The sequence below is a fragment of the Leptolyngbya sp. 7M genome (assembly GCF_018128485.1).
Genome location: NZ_CP070897.1, coordinates 1219412 through 1238274 on the forward strand (window position 1 = coordinate 1219412; position 18863 = coordinate 1238274).

Below are 18863 nucleotides of genomic sequence, written 5' to 3' on the forward strand. Positions count from 1 at the left end.
TTTCCGATACGCTAGCAATAATGTCGGTTAGTCGCTGAACGAGTCGTTTAACCACGAAATTTAATGGCACAGCGAGTTTGAGGATTTGGTGGGAGTGGAACTATGGAAACATTAGACACAGCATTGACCTATTTGATCGACATAGTGATGGCGTTGGGCGGCGGCTATATTGGCACCTCGTTAGTGCTTTATTTGGCCGATCGCTGGAATGAGCTAGAACCCAGACCCAAACTCCAGGAATCCCAAAAGGTGAATATTCCCCTGACGCTCAAGGCGACCAATGCTGTGCCGTTAGAACTAGAGCAGGAATTAGCCGTGGCTATGCCGGTAGAACCGTTGGTAGCTCCAGCGCCTGAGCGTCAAGAAATCCGGACTGTTGTATCTGACCAACCCGATTTACGGCTCCCTTTTCAGGTGCGATCTTGTATCCGCTCGGAAGCGAGAACAATGATGGATCAGGTTCGGCCCGGATAAGATCTTTTATCGTATATGTTTGCTCGCCGAAGCGAGGGTCGTAATGCTTTGAATATAGTGTGAGCTGCAGCTCAGGCGAATACCATCGTTCAAAAACTATCTCTATCGGCCGTTCATTTCCTATCGCACCGGTGGGAATGGTCGTAATAGTTCTGACACCTTCGGCCTCCACACCTTCGAATATCTGTTTACCAAGCTGTTCGGTCTTTGATTCGAACGGAGTGCGAGCAGTAAAAAAGCCTGGAGCCTGAGCGGCCCCAGCGATTTCCCTCGAGGCAGCCGCTAATTCTGCGGCTCTTCTTGCGGGTTGAATGCTCACTTGGCTTTCTTGTACTTTGACTGGGGACTCTTTTTGGCCGGGTTCAGCCGATTTGCCTTGGTTTGTGGTGATCGTTCGTGTCACGAGCCGATCGGCAATGTTTAGCTCAACAGCGGTGGCAACCTTTTGGCCTTCGTCAAGTATAAGCCTTCGTCCTGCGACGGGATCAAGTATGGTGATGCCCGGCCCTGTCGAGAAATAGGCACCGTAAAGGCCGCCAATACTGTCCGTAGTCTCTCGCCGAAAACGCCCCTCGCTGTTACGGAACATTTTCGTGGTCGATGTACGCACTATCCGGTTTCCGTCTGGGAGTACCTGAACACTTTCACTGACAGCGATAGCCGAGAACGGGGCATTCTTCACTATTCTGTCGGTCGATGCCCCCAGTTCCGCGATTACGCGTGCCTGCTGGGAATATCCGACAGTCACAAATAGCGCGAAGAGCGCTGATCCAAATACTACTTTCATCTGAGCTTGACCTCTATCTGACCAATCTAATACCTCTTGCCACTCCGTCAGGGCCGATCAGTAGATCGGCCTTCACCATTTCCGAAGCATTTTCTAGCGAATGCCGCAGGCCCATCGCAAAAAGCGTGGTTGCAGGTACATCAACACGCACGACCCGCCCACCGCGAGCCGTTTCATATGGATCACCGGCAAATGTAATGGGATAAAACTCCTCGACCGCAGATTCGCGCATATCAAGCGTTTGCGGACGAACGGCCTGACGTCTCGGTGCTGCCTGGGTCTTTACCAAGGTACGTGCCGGCCGAATGGATCTTTCGGGTTCGCTGTCCGCTGGCAGTAAATCATACATAATTACTGACCCAGGAGGATTATTGGACAGCGAACCCACCGGCTTTTCAGCCGGCATCGACGGCCGATCTTCGCTCACTTCAGCCGCACGATCTTTAACTAAATAAACTGAAACGCTCGCTACGGCCGCGATCATGAAAACCGCGGCGGAAGCAGCACCTTTGAAAACGGTTAAGTCTAAAAGGAACACTCGCTTCGGACGGTCATCAGGAACGCGCTGAAAAGCTTCGGCTTTTTTCAGCACAGAAGCAAACAGGTGAGATCTTTCGGCGATACGGTCAGCTTCCGGCGGCTCTAACCGCGACAAGCGAAGCAGCTTCTCGCCCAATAGATCCAGTTCCTTTTTACCTAATTTCCCCATTAGAGTGCCTGTCAGCAATAAAGACGTAACATCCGTGTGGCCGGTTACACGTACTTAGAAAGTATCTTTCTAAGCGAACGTCGCGCACGCCACGCACGTATCTTGACCTTTGATGCTGACCAGCCGAGCATTTCTGCTATCTCCGCAACGCTTAGTTCTTCAACATATAACATCTGCATAACGACCCGGTCTTCCGGCTCCAGATGCCCGAGCAATTTGATGGCAAGATCGCGGTCGACTAGAGCATTCTCTTCGGAACGCGGGTCATGATTTGCGGCCTCGGCAAGATCTGCTATATCGCCTTCGGTAATATCTGAACAGATGTCCTCAGGCCGCCGCTTCTTGCTTCGCAAAATGTCGATAGACGCATTAACCGTTATCTGCCGCAGCCAACCGGTCAGGGAGAATTCGTGATCCCCTCGAAACCGCGGCAATTCAACAAATACCTTTGCAAAGACGATCTGGATCATCTCCTCGATCTCTTCCGGGCGGGTAAGGTAACGCCCGGCGAGCCGCGCTACGTAACGTTTGTGGCGCTCGAAAAGCTCCTCAAACGCGGTTGCGTGCCCGGCTTGGACCAGCTCGATCAACTGAAGATCGGTCCTTTCTGAAATTACAGGCGCACCTAGGTCGTCGCGCTCCTCCAAACGCGGAATTACGGCTTCATTTTCCAGAACGGACGGCAAAGTTTGCATCACTTGATCGAATGTAAAGATCGGCTGCCGTCTTTAAAGACGCAAAACCGAAGCAAAAGTTTCCACTATCATCGAGAACTCATTAAACTCGTCCCGACCAAACATACGTAGGCGATCGGGCCAATGTTTAAATAAAAACACCGCGAGTGCGGTGTATATGACGCGGTTGGCTTTCCTATGGTTTTTCAGGTCGCAAAAATCGGCGCTTTGCTTGGACGACAAGGCCCTCTCGCTTTGAGGTTACGAGGATCGTTCGTTCGGCTGGCCCTTCGGCGACCGGTACCTTTGGAATATAGGTAATCACATATGAGGCGTTGATGAACGCCGAAATGCGGGCGGCGCGGGCGACCATCTCTTCGCGGTCGAGCGGTACCAATATCGTTCCGTTCGTATTCTCGACAAGCTGCAGCAGATGAGATTCGCTTTCATCCAAGTCGCGCTTTCTGTTTCGCATCCGCTCAAGATGCTTGCGGTCCATATTTATGGTCGGGCCGATCTTCGGAGCCCGTGCAGCATCTCTGTTGCCGTTTGGCAGCGTTGCCGCTATCTCATCCGGCATCGCACGCGGCGGCGGTGAATTGGAGATAGCTTTTGTTCGCGGGTCAATATCGTTAGATTCCATTCGGGTATAGCTGATAACGTGTACGCTGATGTCGGTTGACAACAGCCGCCTCATCGCCCTTAGGCGTTCCGCTGGCCCGTAAAAACTGTCGGTTCCGTCGGTGATCAGAACAAGATGTCTATTGTCCCGCGGCTGCGAAAGCAGGGTTTCTATCGCTAGATCGATAGCCTCAACAAAAGCGGACCTAAGTCCAAACTTTGTTTTCCTAAGTACGCCCAAAGCCTCATTCTTGTCGTCCGTCCAATCGCCTACAAGTTCTGCCTTGTCGCTATATTGAAGTATTGCCACATTATTGCCCGGGGCAAGAGCCTCGATGACAGCCGCGGCAGCCCTTCGGGTATGGTCGAGGTTCTTGACCCATCTGAGCTCGCCGCCGGTGTCCAATACGATCAAAACATTGGCCGGGATACGGCGAACCGTCTCGGGTTGATGCAGGATGTTATTATCTGTAATTACAATATCATTACCGGTAACGTCCTTCACGTATTTGCCGTCCTCATCCAGTGCTAGAATGCTCAGCTTTATTTCTTCCGTCTCGATCTTTACGGCTTCATCCGGCGTTGGGGTCGGCGTCGGTTGAATGCGGCCACTTTGGGCGGCCGTAGTCCCCGATAAAGTAATTACAATGTAAACGATGAAGTAGATATACCGCATATTTCCGATTACCGATCTGTATAGATTCCGATGTTCGGTCTATAGATCGGGATGCTTCTTAACGAAATCAACTATATTCGGGACGTAGTCTGCGAATGAAGGACATGTTATGCCGTGACGTGCTAAAAAGCCGCTCGCCAGGGCAGTATCGTACTCCTGTTCAATAAAGAAATCCGGAACAGCGGAATGGGGCAAGCCGGTCAATGAAGGTGAGGGCGGCGAACGCAAGAAAGCATACACCAAGGAAGCCAGGGGCGAGACGATCGACCGTTTTCCGCACAATGCCTCCGTTATGACATCAAACAATAAACTTGTGGTTAGCGGCGAAGGGTCGGCGATCGCGAATGTCTTACCGATGGAATCTGGATCACGGGATAGCGAGGTAATGGCTTCAACAACATGGTCCACCGGCACCAGATTCAGCTTAACATGCTTATTTCCCACATTTACAAGCCGCAGCACGCGCGGAGCCCGTGCAAGATACCGTATCAGATAGTAAATTCCATCATATTTTGCGGTCTCACCGGTCCGCGAATCACCGACCACAACGGACGGTCGAAATACGGTTACAGGCAGATCGCGCTTGAGTTTCTCTACTTCCAACTCTGCCAAATACTTGGTTTCCTCATAAAAATTTCGAAAGCCGGCTGTGTGTTCAAGTTCGGTCTCAAGAATACGGCCGATCCGTTTACCCGCAACATAACAAGTAGATACATAGTTATAACCGGAAAGCCGTTTTAACGTTCGGACAAAGCCATTTACGTTCTTCGTGCCTTCCACGTTAACCGAAAAAGCAGGCTCTCGGGCGACCGCAAGATCATAGATCGCAGCCAAATGGTGAACTTCCGTGACGGTTTCTACCAGTTCGGCAGTATCTTCAGGATCGATTCCCAAGCCGGCCAACGTAATGTTGCCGGGAATGATCGCAAACTTCTCGATCGGAACATCGGTGCGGAGCGCGATGCTCTCAACTTCCATTTTGGCCTTTTCGATGAACGGCGGCTGGACCAAAAGGTAGAATTGCTCACAATTGGCGGCCAGTCGCTCTACGAGCCTGGTAGCGATAAATCCGGGAAATCCGGTCAAAAATATAGTTCGTGGAGGAGTGTTTTCAGCCATTATCTCAAACTAGAGTTTCAATAGCACCTTTCCAATATTATGGTCACCCTCAATATATCTATGTGCTTCGGCGACATCTTCCAAAGCAAAGACCTTGTCGATGAACGGCCTTAGCTGCGGCGGATCGGAAGAGAACTTTTGAAGCATCTGGTGGCGAAAAGAATCTAGGGCTAGAGCCTTCTCCTCGATACTTCGTGAACGCAGCACTGTTCCGCGGATCGTAAGCCGTTTTGAAAGGGCGATCCCCATATCAAACTCTGCGCGGCGGCCCGCCGTCAACCCGATCAGCATTATTCGCCCTTTTGATGCAGCTGAGAGCAGATCATCGGGAAAATAATCGCCGCCGACAAGATCGATGACGACGTCCGCGCCGCGTCCGTTCGTCATCTCATGCAAACGATCGGAAAAAGCCGGCCCATCCTTTAGAACAAGTATCCCTACTCCTTTTTCATAGAAAGGCCCGCCGACGCCGGTCAATGCCTCGGCCTTTTGTTCGCTGCGTGTGGTTCCGATCACCTGGCACCCAACGGATAGAGCAAGTTCGGCAGCCGCCAGCCCAACACCTGACGCGATCGCGTGGATCAGTATAAAGTCTCCGACAACTGCTTTTGCTTGGGTTATTAAAGCGTCATGGGCGGTTATGTATGCTTCCGGGATAGCGGCCGCAGCCTCTTGGGTTAGTTCTGCCGCATTTATTGCCAAACGTTCATCGATGGCGATGAATTCAGACTGTGCCTCTCCGGATGTGATGCCGCAAACAAAGTCGCCGGGCCGAAATGACGTTACGTTCCCGCCGCATTCGACCACCGACCCCGCGAACTCTAATCCCGGACGCCTCGGATCGAAGCCCGCGGGAGGAGGGTAAAGTCCTTTTCGCTGCAATACATCGGCTCGATTGATGCCGGCGTAAGCAACCTGCACAAGGATCTCTCGACCTTGCGGCGGATACGGTTCGGGAACATTGCGGACCGCCAGATTCTCCGGTCCGCCAAATTCATTGATGTAAACCGTTCTCATCGGTGTCCGAATATCTGGTGCGACTGCAGGATCTTGCTTTTAGCGTGCCTCAACGTTATTTGCCGTGAGCGTCCTGCCCATCGCGCGGTTTAGCTCAGCGATAGCCTTGTTCAATTCGGTCCGCGCACGAAGTTCATTCGATCGAGCGGCGGTAAGAGCGGTCTGTCTTTCCAATACTCGATAGATATCTGATTGGCCTGAGTCTAGCTTTCGCTGCTCAGATTCGTATTGCCGCTGTGTATTCTCACGTGCTATCGATGCGGTCCGAAGCCTGGCTTCCGCGGTGCGGATGTTCTGAATGGCATTTCTAACCTCAACCTGTATAGCCTGTTCAATGGCCTCGCGTTGAACTTCGAGCCGTTCCGCATCGACACGCGCCTTTCCAAGATTCGCGCGGGAAGCCTTATCACCAAGCAGCGGAAGATTGAACTGTACGCCTATGCGGTATGTTGGATACTTATTTGAAAAAATGTCCGGCACAACCGAACCGGGGCCGCCGATGGTTTGAAGAAAATTCTGAAGCTGTGCCTGCTGCGCTGCCTCGCACTTTGCCGGCTCCGGACTATTTGCACAGAACGGGCTGGAAAAATTCGGATTGATCCCGCCGCCGACTCCGGCCGATGAATATCCTGCAACGAAGTCTATCTGTGGACGTGTTTGGTCTTTATAGAATTTCTGCTCGACCTCGTTGATCGCCTTTTGACCTTTGTTTATCTCAAGTTCGGGACGAAGCTTAAGGGCATTCTCCATTGCCTCAGAAAGCGTTACGTCCGGCAGCGGCCGCTCAACAGCTTCTATCGGGATCAATACTTCAGACCAGATCTCAGCATCACGATCAGGTGCGATCAGATTCTTAAGTAGATTCTCGGCGATGTTCACAGCGTTCAGAGCCTCATAGACCGCCTGTTCGTAATTGGCGACTTGCGTTTCAGCGGCTACGATGTCGATCGGTGCGAGCTGACCTTCTTCCACCAACCGGCGGTTGTGCTCCAGCTGCTGTTTTGCATCGCGGACGCCATCGCGCTGGACCTGAAGATTTCGTAGTGAATATGTGAGGTCCCAATATGCTTTTTCTACTGCGGCGACAGCGTCGATCGATCGCTGGCGGAATTGCGTATCCGTGATCTCAAGATTTCGTTTTGCGATCTCTATTATTCGTCGCGGCTGATCCATTCCGCGTCCACGGAAAAGCGGCTGAGTGAACGTGAATCCTAGGCTCGAATTATACTGCGGGCTAAGGATCGCGATCGGATTGTTCGTTGTTAGCCTTTGATTATTTATGTCTGCCCTTATCACCGAGCCAAAACGTGGGATGTATCCGGTTATTCCCGCATTTCCGACAAAGCTGCCCTGCGTAGTGGTCTCATTCGTCGAGAAAATGCTGAGGTTCGGCACGGTTGAGCGCTCGTACAACGCCTGGCCGGTCAGTCTTGGCTCGTAGAACCAGCGTGCCGCCTTTAGTTCAAAACCGGCAATTGAGCGTCCCTTTCTGGCAACCTCGATATCTCGGTTATTGTCTAAGGCCATCTCGATGGCTTCAGCCAGAGTCAATGCACGCTGATCGGCGGCATCGACCCCGACCCGTTCAAGATATGGCAAGCTGCGGTCCAAGGACACATAGTCCGCGGCGACGTTCGGTGCCCCCGGAGCATTCTCCGGGAAAATGCCTTTTGGGTCAGCAACAAACGGCGTTGGCGAAGGTATCGGCGCGGGCGGTTCTGCCTGTCCGTGTGCCGCGTTCACAAGCAAAAGGCACGCAAGTAAGATGATTATGTATGATCGCGAACCCATAAATATAAAAGCGCTCGTAAATATCTGAATGATTCAATCTCTTCCAAAGACCGATCCCGTTGCCGCCGCAAAAGTGCGTCGGATACCGCCAAAAAGCCAGTCAGAGAATCGGCTTACGTACTGGAATAGCCGCATTTCCGCAAGGTCATCAAAAATGGAATAAAAGACCGGGACGGCGAGCAGCGTCAGAAGCAAACAAAGCGATTGGCCGCCAACGACAAGAACGCCGATCGAACGGTTCGTTCCCGAACCGGCGCCTGTCGAAAGAACCAGCGGGATCATACCTGCTACAAGAGCAAGCGTCGTCATAAGGATCGGCCGCAAACGGTCGCGATTCGATTGAATTATCGCGTCGTAACGGCTCATTCCCTTTGCGCGAAGATTATTCGTGTGATCGATCTGAAGAATGGCGTTCTTTTTGACAACACCAAAAAGCAGCAACAGACCGAGCCCCGAAAAGATGTTTACCGTTTGCCCCGCAACAAGCAGGCTGAAGATACCAAACGGCACTGAAAGAGGCAGCGTAAGTAAAATAGTTACCGGATGAATGAATGATTCAAACTGCGCCGCCAGTACGATATACATAAAGACGAACGAAAGAGCGAAAGCCAATAGAAAATAGAAGCCCGCACGGCCCATTTCCTTTGATTGGCCCACGTAGCCGGTCTTGTAGCCGCTCGGAAGATTCAGTTGACGAACAAAATTATCTATCTCCGACGTAATGCTTGCTGCTGATCCGCCGGGTCGCGTGTTGGCAAGAAGCGTAACCTGACGCTGTCGGTTCGTACGTTCGATCGAGCTAGGTCCGGTGCCCGGTTCCGTCGTAACCAGACGGTCAAGCGAGACCCAGCCAAGCTTTGATGACGGCACGATCAGGCGGCTAAGCCCTTCGACATCAGTGCGGTAGTCGTTTATCGCACGAACGCGAACTTTGTACTGATTCGATCCTTGATTGAACGTGGTCGCTTCCTGCCCGGCAACGAGTGTATTCAACGCTGCGGAAATGTCGCCGACGCGAACGCCAAGATCGGCGGCGACAGCACGGTTTATCTCAAGCTGGATCTCCGGCTTGCCAGCTATAAGAGTTGAATCGACATCAACTGCGTCCGGGATCGTCTTCATCTTTTGGAGTATCTGTTCGGAATATTCTTCCAACTTGCTGAGATCGGGCCCGGTGATCAGGAACTGTACATTCGCGTTTCGAAAGCCGCCGCCAGAAAAGGCCTGCACGATGCCGACACTTGTTCGAAGCTCATCCGCATAGGGCACGAGCATCTCGCGCGTCTCGGCCATCAGCTCCTCCTGCGACTTTGAGCGCTCCTTTATGTTGTTAGCTTTACATAGATCGTCCCGGCATTGACCACCTGCTGCGTGCCGCCGCCGATGGTCGTAAGCGTATCGGTAACGCCTGGCATCTTCCTTATCTCCGCAGCTATACGTTCCATGCGAAGGGCAGTCTCGCCTAGGCTCGAACCCTCCGGAGCACGGATCGTTACCTCGAACTGTGATTGGTCATCGACCGGCAGAAAGTTCTTGCCGACGAACATAAAGAGCGGAATGATCGACAGGAACATCAGGATGCAGAGCGTTACGATCACCCATCGATGAGCCATCGAAAAACGGAGCATCGAGGTGTACCTATCGAGTATGAAACGGAACCACCCGCGCTCTTTCGAAAGGGTTTCTGCATCGGACCGCTCGCGATTCGTTCCCAGCGTTCCCTCAACGTTAACGTCGCTTTCAAATGCCTCGTCTTTTGGAGCTGCTGCATGCTTCTGCTTGATGAGTCTTGCAGCAAGCATCGGCGTTAATGTGAAAGAAACGATCAGTGAAACGCCGACCGCAAAGGAAGCTGTAAGGCCAAAGCTGGACATAAACCGCCCAACGATACCCTGCATAAAACCGATCGGAACGAACACTGCCATCAGCGATAGCGTTGTTGCAAGCACTGCCAAACCGATCTCGCGTGTGCCCTCGATCGCCGCTTGAAAAGGATTCATCCCTTTTTCCTCGACAAATCGGTAGATGTTTTCAAGTACCACGATCGCGTCGTCGATAACGATCCCGACCATCAGCGTCAAAGCGAGCATCGTGATCGAATTCAACGTGTAGCCCATCGCGTACATCAATGCGAAGGTCGAGATGATAGAGGTCGGGATCGCGAGTGCGGCGATGAAGGTCGAGCGGCCGCTCCAAAGGAATAGGAAGACGACGATCGAGGCAAAGATCGAACCCAGCACCAAATGTTCTTCCAGCGCTACGGTAGCCGCATCGCTGCTCAACCTCGAAACTACCCGCGAAATAGTGCGGGCCGGTAAACGTCATGGCGGCGACGCTCTCGTGAGCACCGATCCGCATGGCAAGGGCACGATGATTTATGACCGCATCTCCGCGGATAATCTCCCGCTTCAAAAGTATCTTCTTTGGTCCGAACGTTTGCACGGCTGCGACGCAGAAGATTCGGTTCGGCACGTCAGCGATCTTCACGAGGCCTTGCCCGATCACGAAGTGATCCATATTTCTTTTTCAGGCGGCTGCGAGCCGATGGCGAGATTGACCGAATTGCTCAGGCACGAACTGAATGACACAGTTACGATCCTGCCAACGATATATCCGCATTTGGACTTTACACTTATCGATATCTTGCCGCCCGATGCTTCGAAAGGCACCGGCGTCGAAAAGCTCTCGGTCTTGAATGGACTTACGCCGGAGAATGTGATGGTGATCGGCGACAATTTTAACGATCTTGAAATGCTCGAATTCGCCGGAACTCCGGTCGTGATGGGAAACGCAGACCCTAGTTTGCTTGAACGCGATGGATTTTATACAACATTAAGTAACGACGAAAGCGGCGTTGCGGCGGCGATCGAACGATTTATATTAAACGGAGAAAAGACATAAGTGGCTAATAGGACAGCAGTTATCGAAACGAACAAAGGTACTATCAGGTTTGAATTATTGGAGCAGGACGCTCCAAAGACAACAGAGAATTTCCGGCTTCTAGCCGGGAAGAATTATTACGACGGCGTGATCTTCCATCGCGTTATTCCAAATTTTATGATCCAGGGAGGAGATCCGCTCGGCGAAGGCTACGGCGGAGAATCGGCTTGGGGCGGAAGATTTGACGATGAGATAGATCGCGGCTCGGATCTCTACGCGGGCGCCTATGAAAAAGGAACCGTTGCGATGGCAAATTCTGGTCCTAACACTAATGGCTCGCAATTTTTTATTATGCACGTAGATTATCCGCTTCCGCCTAGCTACACAAAATTTGGCCGCGTCTTGGATGGACACGACGTTGTGGATGCGATCGCAAACGTAGAACGAAATGCAAAAGACAAGCCGCTCGAACCGGTCGTGATGAATCGGGTATATATTGAAGAAGCGGCGAACTGATGCGTGCAGTCGTTCAGCGAGTATCAAGAGCGAGTGTTTCCGTCGATGGTGAGATAGTCGGAGCTATCCGGAACGGACTTCTTGTGTTGTTAGGAGTTCGGTCCACTGATGATCGGGAAAGCGCCGACTATCTTGCCGATAAGATCGTAAACCTGCGGATATTTGAGGATGCAGACGGCAGGATGAACAAATCGCTTTTGGAGAGTAATGGCGAATTGTTGGTAGTTTCACAATTCACTCTATATGGCGACGCGCGAAAGGGACGCCGTCCCTCCTTCATCGATGCAGCTCCGCCGGAGCGAGCAAATGAACTTTACGAGCATTTCGTTTCGAAATGCAAGAAGTTAGTTGAAACGGTCAAGACCGGCCGTTTTCAGGCAATGATGGATGTTGAGCTTGTAAATAATGGCCCGGTCACAATACTTCTTGATAGTGAAAAACAGATATGAATGGGAAAATGATCGATCGAATTCGGATCTTTGCATTGATCTTTGCTGGTGTCGCAACATTTTCTTGTAGTAGCGGCACAAGTGTGTCAAATTCGAACGGTGCTGTTAAAACAGGCACCACACCTGTTGCAGACAGTGAGATCGCCGTCATCGAGATGGAAAAATCGGAAGCATTCGGGACAATGAAGATCGAGCTTTATTCAAACATTGCGCCGAAAATGGTCGAGCGCTTCAAGCAACTTGCCGCTGAGGGATATTTTGACGGGATCGAATTTCACCGCGTAAATCAAACCGTAATTCAAGCCGGCAATGCTGATACGAAACCTGGACGAACCCCGAATCCAATGAAGGAAGGCGATTCGGGAAAACCGAATGTGCCTGCCGAATTTTCGGATGTTCCATATGATGTTGGTATCGTCGGAGCTGCAAGGCTTGGGAATGATATAAATTCGGCGAATTCTCAATTCTTTATCACGCTTCGGAGGACACCGGATTTTGACAAGAAATATACTGTCTTCGGACGTGTGTTCGAGGGTATGAATCATGCCCGAACCATTTCCGGTGTAACACCCAAAAATGGAGAGCGTCCCGCAGAGCCAGTACGCATTAAGACGATCCGGATCGTACCTAGAGATAGTCAATGATATGGTAGAATCATAGAAGTTTTTCGCTCGCGTAGCTCAGTGGATAGAGCGCTTCCCTCCGGAGGAAGAAGTCGCAGGTTCGACTCCTGCCGCGAGTACCATAAGAAAAGGCGGCTGAGCACTCAGCCGCCTTTACATTTCTGACAAATGGTGTCTAACGTTTTTCGAACTTTTCGCTCATCTCTTTAAGATCACCGCCTCCCGGCTGCCGAATCTTTAGCATGGGATCACCCAGCAACGCCCATGACAACCTTACATCGCTTCCACCGGGTATTACCGACTTTGCATCCCGGATAAGATCACCGATGCGTTGGATCTGACTAGCAGAGATCTGCTGATAGAATCTGACCGCCATAAGCTGCTGAATATCCGGCGTTGTAAGTCCAGTGGAGGACCAAGCAGCAACAGCTCCCCCGTTGTTATGGTGAACAATGCTCTCAGCAAGGCTGTTCGAATTCGGAAGAATGAAATAACCGTTCAAACAGGTCAACATCGTAAAGATGGCTTCATTATTGTGATTAGTGAGCAGCGGTACGGTCGAATTCGCAAAAAAGTTGCTTGCAGCCCACGCCCCGGCGGTCCCGTGCCCGGAATAATTGATAATATACTTGCCGGAGTTCATAGCCGCGATGAGGTTGGCTTGAGCGTTCGGCTCATCTCGGTGAACCATCGTTATGGGCGTTCCTGTAGGGAGTTGATTCCTGAGTAGGTTGTTCATACCCTCAAAATCCCAGCCATCCGGTCTGTCGTGCGCAAACAATGCTCCGCGGTCAAGAGAATTGACAAAGTTGTTCTCCCAATAAACTGTTTTGTTGAAGACTAGTGTTATTACCTCACCGGTCCTCGCCGCAACGCGGCCGATCGCCATTTCAGCCAGACCGTCACCATTAAAATCCGCAAGGAATTCGTCGCTGCCAGTTTCAGTAAAGATCGTATCGATCATACGGGTCGGAACAAAGTTAGCGAAACCGAAACCTCTGTAATCTCTAGGATCGCTCGTGGCATCTCCGAGTAAGAGAACGTATGCCGGGGGGGTTGCCCACGTAGTCGAGGTCATCTGTAGAAACGCTTTTATTGAATCGGCGCTCATTACGCCATAGTTGAATTCATCATAGATCTCCTGGACATTAACTATCTTCACGGAGAAACCCTGATCCTGTCGATACTGTGCCCAATTATTTGCCTGGGACAAGAAATTTTTATGGGTAATTATCAGAAGGTTAGCATTTACTGACGGATCTGTAAGCAAAGCAGGGTCAATTGGGGAGATCGAGGATGCAGTCAGCATTGCAGAATCTGCAACGGCATAATACCTTCGGCTCCTTGCTGCAGGGATCTCCGCACCAAACGATTGGCCATTCGATGCGAAATTCAGGTTGAGAACTTCCAGCGGTTCTGCTTCGACCGTAGTGTCAAAAACCCTTACGTTTGCTGACGAAAACCCCGACAGTGATGCCCTTTTGTTCAACTCCGTGTGAAATTTAATGCGGTCGTTCACAGCCAGATATCGCCGCCCAAAGTCGATCTCGATCCTGTCAAAAAAGCTGAAATCGGCGGGTGGGCCTGGTGCAACGGAGATCATCTCCAAAGCATTAGCTCCTTCGACCAATTGGCTGACAGGCAAGGTAAACGAGGCTCCGAATGGTGTCAGCGCATAGCCTGTTGCCGAACCTAAAGGCGTTCCATTCAAGGTCAGGTTAACTTGATGTGCGCCGGCGGAAAAGCCCTGGAACCAGACGCGGACAACAGCATTGCCCGCGGCCGGATCGAGACCTGAAAGCTGAAAGTTAAGCGTCGTGGATGGCGATGGGCCAACAACACGGCCCCAGAAGTTTTCCGCATCGCCGTTCAGAATGTTCTGGTTATAATTGGTTCGCTCTTTCAACTTGAATGTCTGGGCATACCGCGGTGATACAACTGTGCTGGTATTGGGCCTGGCCAATCTCTGTTGTATGCGCTTACCTCCGGAAGGTCCAATTATCAGAAAATATGACTGAGTGTCGCTTTCAAGCCGATCGATTCCCTTACCATAGAACTCAATATACGATCCGCCCGGACCTATCTTGATCGCTTGCTGATTGCCCTCAAGGTACAGTTGCCAATTCGCAGGATTTGACCCTGTATCGAAACCCGCTGCGGCAAGTTCTGCAGCCGTAACCCTGACCATACCTTCTCCCTTGACACCGATGCGAACACCTGGCTGGGTGATCACCCAGCGGTGGGTGTTTAAGTCTGGTGCCAATTCCGAGGCTTCGATCTCTTGTTGTAGACTCTTTGAAACAGAAAGATCATTATCTCCAATGAGACCGTTCGTTCGCTTCCGTTCGGACTGCTCCCTAAACAAGGAAAGATCCTTAGCAACCCTGTTGGAGGCAAACACAGAGGTTTTCTCTCCCCTAAAGCCTATGGATTCGATCTCGTAAACATCATCTGCTCCGCCTTCTGCGTCAAAGAACTCATAAGTCTGGTCGTAAGCAACCTGGCCAGCGAATAGAAAATATGATCCCTGCACGATATCTTCGTTTACTAGAATCTTGCCATTGACGCCGGTCCGATAGATATAAAACCCGACGTTATTTGTTTCGGAGGCCGTCGCCCACTCCAAGCGAACACCCTCCAAACCATCAGAATATGCAAAAGCGTGAGCGAAAACTGTTTTAGAAGATATGACTGACTTATTTGGCGTTTCAGAAGCTCTCTGTCTTAAACCGGTTCGTTGCGAAAAATTCGGAACTACAAAAGAGAGAGTTAGAATAATTACTAGCAAAGGGGGAAAACACTTCTTCATCTTTGAACTCCTGATAATAATGCCGCTATAAACGGCCAATACAGGCCGGATTTCGGGAAAAATAATGCAATTCCCCGATCTTGGGCCAGAAAATAAAGGATAGGTCAAATCCCGATCCTTCCGTATGACATAAGATCAGCGGAACTCCGCCGATCAAATTCCTAGAATAGACGATTTTCCTCTCCAAAAGCTAGATTTTTTTGTCAGGATTTAGCTCCCATATTGTTTTCGGACAGAAGCTGCCGCAGCACAAACGGAAGGATCCCACCATTTTTATAGTATTCCACCTCGATCGGGGTATCGATTCTAAGTGTTACTTTGACGCTCTTCTCCGGCTCTCCATCCTTCAGAATCCTGACTTCTACATCCTGCCTAGGCAAGATATCGGTACCTGAAAGTCCAATTATGTCAAATGTTTCCGAGCCATCAAGACCAAGGCTTTGGGCAGATGCCCCGTCCTTGAATTGAAGCGGCAACACACCCATTCCGACAAGATTCGAACGGTGTATGCGTTCGAACGATTCCGCAATGACGGCCTTTACTCCCATAAGCCTGGTTCCCTTTGCGGCCCAATCACGGGAACTGCCCGTGCCATATTCTTTGCCGGCAAATATGACCAGGGGAATACCTTCGTCCTTGTAACGCATTGCTGCGTCGAAAATTGTCAATTCCTCGCCGTCAGGCTGGTGCTTCGTAATTCCGCCCTCGATCGGCGCCACCATTAGGTTTTTTATACGCACATTCGCAAAGGTTCCGCGAAGCATCACCCGGTCATTACCGCGACGCGAACCATAGGAATTAAAGTCACGAATATCTACTCCCTTTTCTTGCAGATAAACACCTGCAGGCGAATTAGCCTTGATCGCTCCCGCCGGCGATATATGGTCTGTCGTAACGGAATCCCCAAAAATAGCTAAAGCCCGCGCGTTTCGGACATCTTCAAATTTGCCCGCATCCATACCAAAATCCTCAAAATACGGAGGTTCCTGAATATAGGTCGAATCCGGATCCCATTCATATATCTTTCCTACTGAGGATTCGATCGAATTCCACAGCGGGTTCTGTTCGGCAAATTCTGAATACAGCCGCCGATATGTCTCGGGATCCATTGATGTCTGCATTACATCTCTTACTTCGTCAAGGGATGCCCATATCTCTTTCAAAAAAACATCATTACCATCTTTGTCCTTCCCGATAGGATCAAGATAGACATCTTTCAGGACGGTTCCGGCAAGTGCATAGGCAACAACTAACGGTGGCGACATCAAGAAATTGGCCTTTATATTCTGATGAACACGAGCCTCAAAATTCCTGTTGCCAGAAAGCACCGACGCGGCGATGATATCGTTCTCAATAATCTCCTCTTCAATACTTGCATCCAGTGGGCCAGAATTTCCGATACAGGTCGTACAACCATAACCGACCAGGTTGAATCCGACTTGGTCCAGATATTTCTGTAAACCGGCCTTTTCAAGATAATCCGTTACAACGCGCGATCCCGGTGCAAGCGAGGTTTTGACGTAATCCGGCACCTTCATTCCCCTTTCTACCGCCTTTTTCGCCACTAATCCTGCAGCTATCATCACGGAAGGATTGGATGTATTGGTACATGAAGTGATTGCCGCAATAAGGACATCACCATTTCCGATAGTAGTTTGGACCGGAGCGGCCTCATCACCTTCAATATCGACACGATCCGGCGTCGGGCGATTATTGATCATCTCGATCTCGGTAGTGACATTTGTACCCTTTTCGGATGTATCACCGTAAACTGGTAAGGGTATAGATCGTGAGCTTTGTTCACCGCCGCCTGTTATCTCCCCGTTTGAAACTCCACTGAGCGTTACCGGAAATCGTTTTTCAAGATCATCCTGTTGTTTGCCGTAGCCGCCATCTGAGGCAGAGAGTGTGAACAATTCTTTGAATCGATCATCCAGGTTCGAAAGATCGATCCTATCCTGTGGTCGCTTTGGCCCAGCAACTGATGGGTTGATCGTTTCAAGATCAAGGTCGATCACGATCGTGTAATCGATCTCTCCGGATTTCGGGATACCAAACATCTCCTGAGCGGTAAAATAATTACGGATCGTCCCGATCTGTTCTTCGCTGCGACCAGTGGCTGCGAAGTATTCGAGTGTTTTCTCATCTACGGGGAAAAATCCCATCGTGGCGCCATATTCCGGTGCCATGTTGGCTATGGTTGCCCGATCGGTAGCGCTTAGCGCCGCTGTTCCTTCACCGAAAAACTCGACAAATTTGCCTACGACGTTCGCTTTTCGCAGCATCTCCGTGATCCGTAGTACGAGATCCGTTGCCGTCGCGCCTTGCGGAAGCGAATTCGTGAGGTTCACTCCGACCACATCCGGCGTGAGAAAATAGACCGGTTGGCCAAGCATTCCGGCCTCTGCTTCGATGCCGCCGACGCCCCACCCAACAATACCGAGTCCGTTTATCATTGTGGTGTGCGAGTCGGTACCTACAAGCGAGTCAAAAAAGTAAACGCCATCGCGTTCGAACACCCCCTTTGCCAAATATTCCAGGTTCACCTGATGAACGATGCCGATGCCGGGCGGAATAACGCTGAATCCGCTAAATGCCTGGGTTCCCCATTTCAAGAATCTATAGCGTTGTTCATTGCGGCGGAACTCCATTTCCATATTTCGCTGGTACGCCGCTTCGCTACCCGCAAAGTCCACTTGTACGGAATGGTCGATAACCAGATCTACCGGAACGAGCGGTTCGATCATCGACGGATCTTTTCCAAGTCGCTGAACCGCAGACCGCATTGCCGCAAGGTCAACGAGGAGCGGAACACCCGTGAAATCCTGCAGTATTACGCGCGCAACAACAAACGGTATCTCGGCCGTCCGTTCTTCATCAGGCTGCCATGCCGCAAGTGAACGGACCGCCTCTTCGCTTACTTTCTTACCGTTATCAAAATTCCTAAGCACGGATTCGAGCACGATCCTGATGGAATGAGGCAATCGCGAGATATTCCCAATACCTTCAGTCTCAAGTCGAGGAAGTGAATAGTAAACGGCGGACTCGCCGCGTCCATTGATGAATGAACTTCTGCTATTGAATAGATTGTGGGTCATATGATCCTTGAATTAGGTGTATCGCCAGGACCGCGAGCATCTCCAAACTGCCAAGATGGTATCGCAATCGTCAGGCTAATCGTTTATTTTGTATATTAACACATCAAGAAGTCCGCTTGCCGCATTGACGCGATCGAAGAACACGGCAAACCTTACATCTCTATATTGAATCTTTTGCAAGGGTTAGCTCTTCCCCAAAAATATTATGATTGGACGGAGCAAAAAAATGAAACGACATACGAAATACTTTGTGCTTGGCTTGGTCATCGCAGCATCAGCATTTACTATTGCCTGCCCAAAACGGGTCAGTATAGCGGAGATCGAGGCAAACCCAAGCCGCTATCAGAACAAGGATATCGCTATAGCAGGTACCGTACAGGACAGCTTTGGTGTCAATATTCCCGGCACTCCGATCCGCGGCGGCGCCTACAAGATCAGCGATGGTACCGGCTCCATCTGGGTTTTGACCGAAAATACAGTTCCCGGAAAAGGTACCCAACTTGGCGTCAAAGGACGGGTTGGAAGCGGTGTTAATTGGAAAGGTCGAAATTACGGCCTCGGGATGTTTGAAAAGGACAGGCGTTTCGCAAAGAGATAGTTGAGAAGTAGAATATTCTTAA

The 18863-nt window shown here is 50.8% G+C and carries 16 protein-coding genes and 1 tRNA gene; 6 read left to right on the plus strand and 11 right to left on the minus strand.

Annotated elements, in window-relative coordinates; all coding sequences use genetic code 11:
• Window positions 1-319: 319 nt before the first annotated feature.
• The 9 genes from JVX88_RS05800 to JVX88_RS40460 all read right to left on the minus strand — a co-directional run bounded on the left by JVX88_RS05800 (window position 320) and on the right by JVX88_RS40460 (window position 10108).
• Window positions 320-1261: a hypothetical protein gene (locus JVX88_RS05800; protein ID WP_211626387.1), complete on the minus strand. Its 942-nt coding sequence runs from the start codon at window positions 1259-1261 to the stop codon at window positions 320-322.
• 13 nt (window positions 1262-1274) lie between these two features.
• Window positions 1275-1970, minus strand: coding sequence for a hypothetical protein (locus tag JVX88_RS05805; RefSeq protein WP_211626388.1), 696 nt, complete (start codon window positions 1968-1970; stop codon window positions 1275-1277).
• A 44-nt stretch (window positions 1971-2014) separates the two neighbouring features.
• Complete coding sequence (locus JVX88_RS05810; protein WP_225931481.1) at window positions 2015-2665, minus strand: RNA polymerase sigma factor; 651 nt, start codon at window positions 2663-2665, stop codon at window positions 2015-2017.
• Between the two features lie 175 nt (window positions 2666-2840).
• The gene (locus JVX88_RS05815; protein ID WP_211626390.1) at window positions 2841-3941 is read right to left on the minus strand and encodes a VWA domain-containing protein; all 1101 of its coding nucleotides are present in this window, start codon (window positions 3939-3941) and stop codon (window positions 2841-2843) included.
• Between the two features lie 39 nt (window positions 3942-3980).
• Window positions 3981-5060, minus strand: a complete 1080-nt coding sequence (locus JVX88_RS05820; RefSeq protein WP_211626391.1) for an SDR family oxidoreductase — start codon at window positions 5058-5060, stop codon at window positions 3981-3983.
• Window positions 5061-5069: 9 nt separating this feature from the next.
• Complete coding sequence (locus tag JVX88_RS05825) at window positions 5070-6077, minus strand: NAD(P)H-quinone oxidoreductase (protein ID WP_211626392.1); 1008 nt, start codon at window positions 6075-6077, stop codon at window positions 5070-5072.
• A 39-nt stretch (window positions 6078-6116) separates the two neighbouring features.
• Window positions 6117-7868: a TolC family protein gene (locus JVX88_RS05830; protein ID WP_211626393.1), complete on the minus strand. Its 1752-nt coding sequence runs from the start codon at window positions 7866-7868 to the stop codon at window positions 6117-6119.
• Window positions 7869-7901: 33 nt separating this feature from the next.
• Window positions 7902-9194 carry an efflux RND transporter permease subunit gene (locus JVX88_RS40455; RefSeq protein ID WP_263975569.1) on the minus strand — a complete coding sequence of 431 codons (1293 nt, stop codon included), beginning with the start codon at window positions 9192-9194 and terminating at the stop codon, window positions 7902-7904.
• Entirely contained in the window at window positions 9191-10108 is a 918-nt protein-coding gene (locus JVX88_RS40460; RefSeq protein ID WP_211626395.1) for an efflux RND transporter permease subunit, read from the minus strand. Before JVX88_RS40460 ends, JVX88_RS40455 begins: the two co-directional genes overlap by 4 nt.
• Here JVX88_RS40460 and JVX88_RS05845 point away from each other — a divergent pair.
• From JVX88_RS05845 to JVX88_RS05865, 5 genes are all read left to right on the plus strand, one after another.
• Complete coding sequence (locus tag JVX88_RS05845; RefSeq protein WP_315875323.1) at window positions 10011-10769, plus strand: HAD family hydrolase; 759 nt, start codon at window positions 10011-10013, stop codon at window positions 10767-10769. The two genes, JVX88_RS40460 and JVX88_RS05845, sit on opposite strands and share 98 nt — an antisense overlap.
• Window positions 10770-11264, plus strand: a complete 495-nt coding sequence (locus JVX88_RS05850) for a peptidylprolyl isomerase (RefSeq protein WP_211626397.1) — start codon at window positions 10770-10772, stop codon at window positions 11262-11264.
• Window positions 11264-11713 carry a D-aminoacyl-tRNA deacylase gene (gene dtd / locus JVX88_RS05855; RefSeq protein ID WP_211626398.1) on the plus strand — a complete coding sequence of 150 codons (450 nt, stop codon included), beginning with the start codon at window positions 11264-11266 and terminating at the stop codon, window positions 11711-11713. Before JVX88_RS05850 ends, dtd begins: the two co-directional genes overlap by 1 nt.
• Before the next feature lie 8 nt (window positions 11714-11721).
• Complete coding sequence (locus tag JVX88_RS05860) at window positions 11722-12357, plus strand: peptidylprolyl isomerase (RefSeq protein ID WP_211626399.1); 636 nt, start codon at window positions 11722-11724, stop codon at window positions 12355-12357.
• A gap of 25 nt (window positions 12358-12382) precedes the next feature.
• Window positions 12383-12458: transfer RNA gene (locus JVX88_RS05865), tRNA-Arg, on the plus strand.
• A 53-nt stretch (window positions 12459-12511) separates the two neighbouring features.
• Here JVX88_RS05865 and JVX88_RS05870 read toward each other — a convergent pair.
• Window positions 12512-14977: a C25 family cysteine peptidase gene (locus JVX88_RS05870; protein ID WP_211626400.1), complete on the minus strand. Its 2466-nt coding sequence runs from the start codon at window positions 14975-14977 to the stop codon at window positions 12512-12514.
• 371 nt (window positions 14978-15348) lie between these two features.
• Window positions 15349-18243 (minus strand): aconitate hydratase, encoded by a 2895-nt coding sequence (locus JVX88_RS05875; RefSeq protein WP_211626401.1) that lies wholly within the window; start codon window positions 18241-18243, stop codon window positions 15349-15351.
• 226 nt (window positions 18244-18469) lie between these two features.
• Here JVX88_RS05875 and JVX88_RS05880 point away from each other — a divergent pair, with 226 nt between their 5' ends.
• A complete protein-coding gene (locus tag JVX88_RS05880) occupies window positions 18470-18841 on the plus strand; it encodes a hypothetical protein (protein WP_211626402.1) in 372 nt (123 codons plus the stop codon).
• The last annotated feature ends 22 nt before the right edge of the window (window positions 18842-18863 follow it).

Bases quoted from the DNA above. Each gene is read 5' to 3' on its own strand.
- JVX88_RS05800 (WP_211626387.1), bottom strand. From the start codon at position 1,261: ATGAAAGTAGTATTTGGATCAGCGCTCTTCGCGCTATTTGTGACTGTC.
- JVX88_RS05805 (WP_211626388.1), bottom strand. From the start codon at position 1,970: ATGGGGAAATTAGGTAAAAAGGAACTGGATCTATTGGGCGAGAAGCTG.
- JVX88_RS05810 (WP_225931481.1), bottom strand. From the start codon at position 2,665: ATGCAAACTTTGCCGTCCGTTCTGGAAAATGAAGCCGTAATTCCGCGT.
- JVX88_RS05815 (WP_211626390.1), bottom strand. From the start codon at position 3,941: ATGCGGTATATCTACTTCATCGTTTACATTGTAATTACTTTATCGGGG.
- JVX88_RS05820 (WP_211626391.1), bottom strand. From the start codon at position 5,060: ATGGCTGAAAACACTCCTCCACGAACTATATTTTTGACCGGATTTCCC.
- JVX88_RS05825 (WP_211626392.1), bottom strand. From the start codon at position 6,077: ATGAGAACGGTTTACATCAATGAATTTGGCGGACCGGAGAATCTGGCG.
- JVX88_RS05830 (WP_211626393.1), bottom strand. From the start codon at position 7,868: ATGGGTTCGCGATCATACATAATCATCTTACTTGCGTGCCTTTTGCTT.
- JVX88_RS05845 (WP_315875323.1), top strand. From the start codon at position 10,011: ATGATAGAGGTCGGGATCGCGAGTGCGGCGATGAAGGTCGAGCGGCCG.
- dtd (WP_211626398.1), top strand. From the start codon at position 11,264: ATGCGTGCAGTCGTTCAGCGAGTATCAAGAGCGAGTGTTTCCGTCGAT.
- JVX88_RS05860 (WP_211626399.1), top strand. From the start codon at position 11,722: ATGATCGATCGAATTCGGATCTTTGCATTGATCTTTGCTGGTGTCGCA.
- JVX88_RS05875 (WP_211626401.1), bottom strand. From the start codon at position 18,243: ATGACCCACAATCTATTCAATAGCAGAAGTTCATTCATCAATGGACGC.
- JVX88_RS05880 (WP_211626402.1), top strand. From the start codon at position 18,470: ATGAAACGACATACGAAATACTTTGTGCTTGGCTTGGTCATCGCAGCA.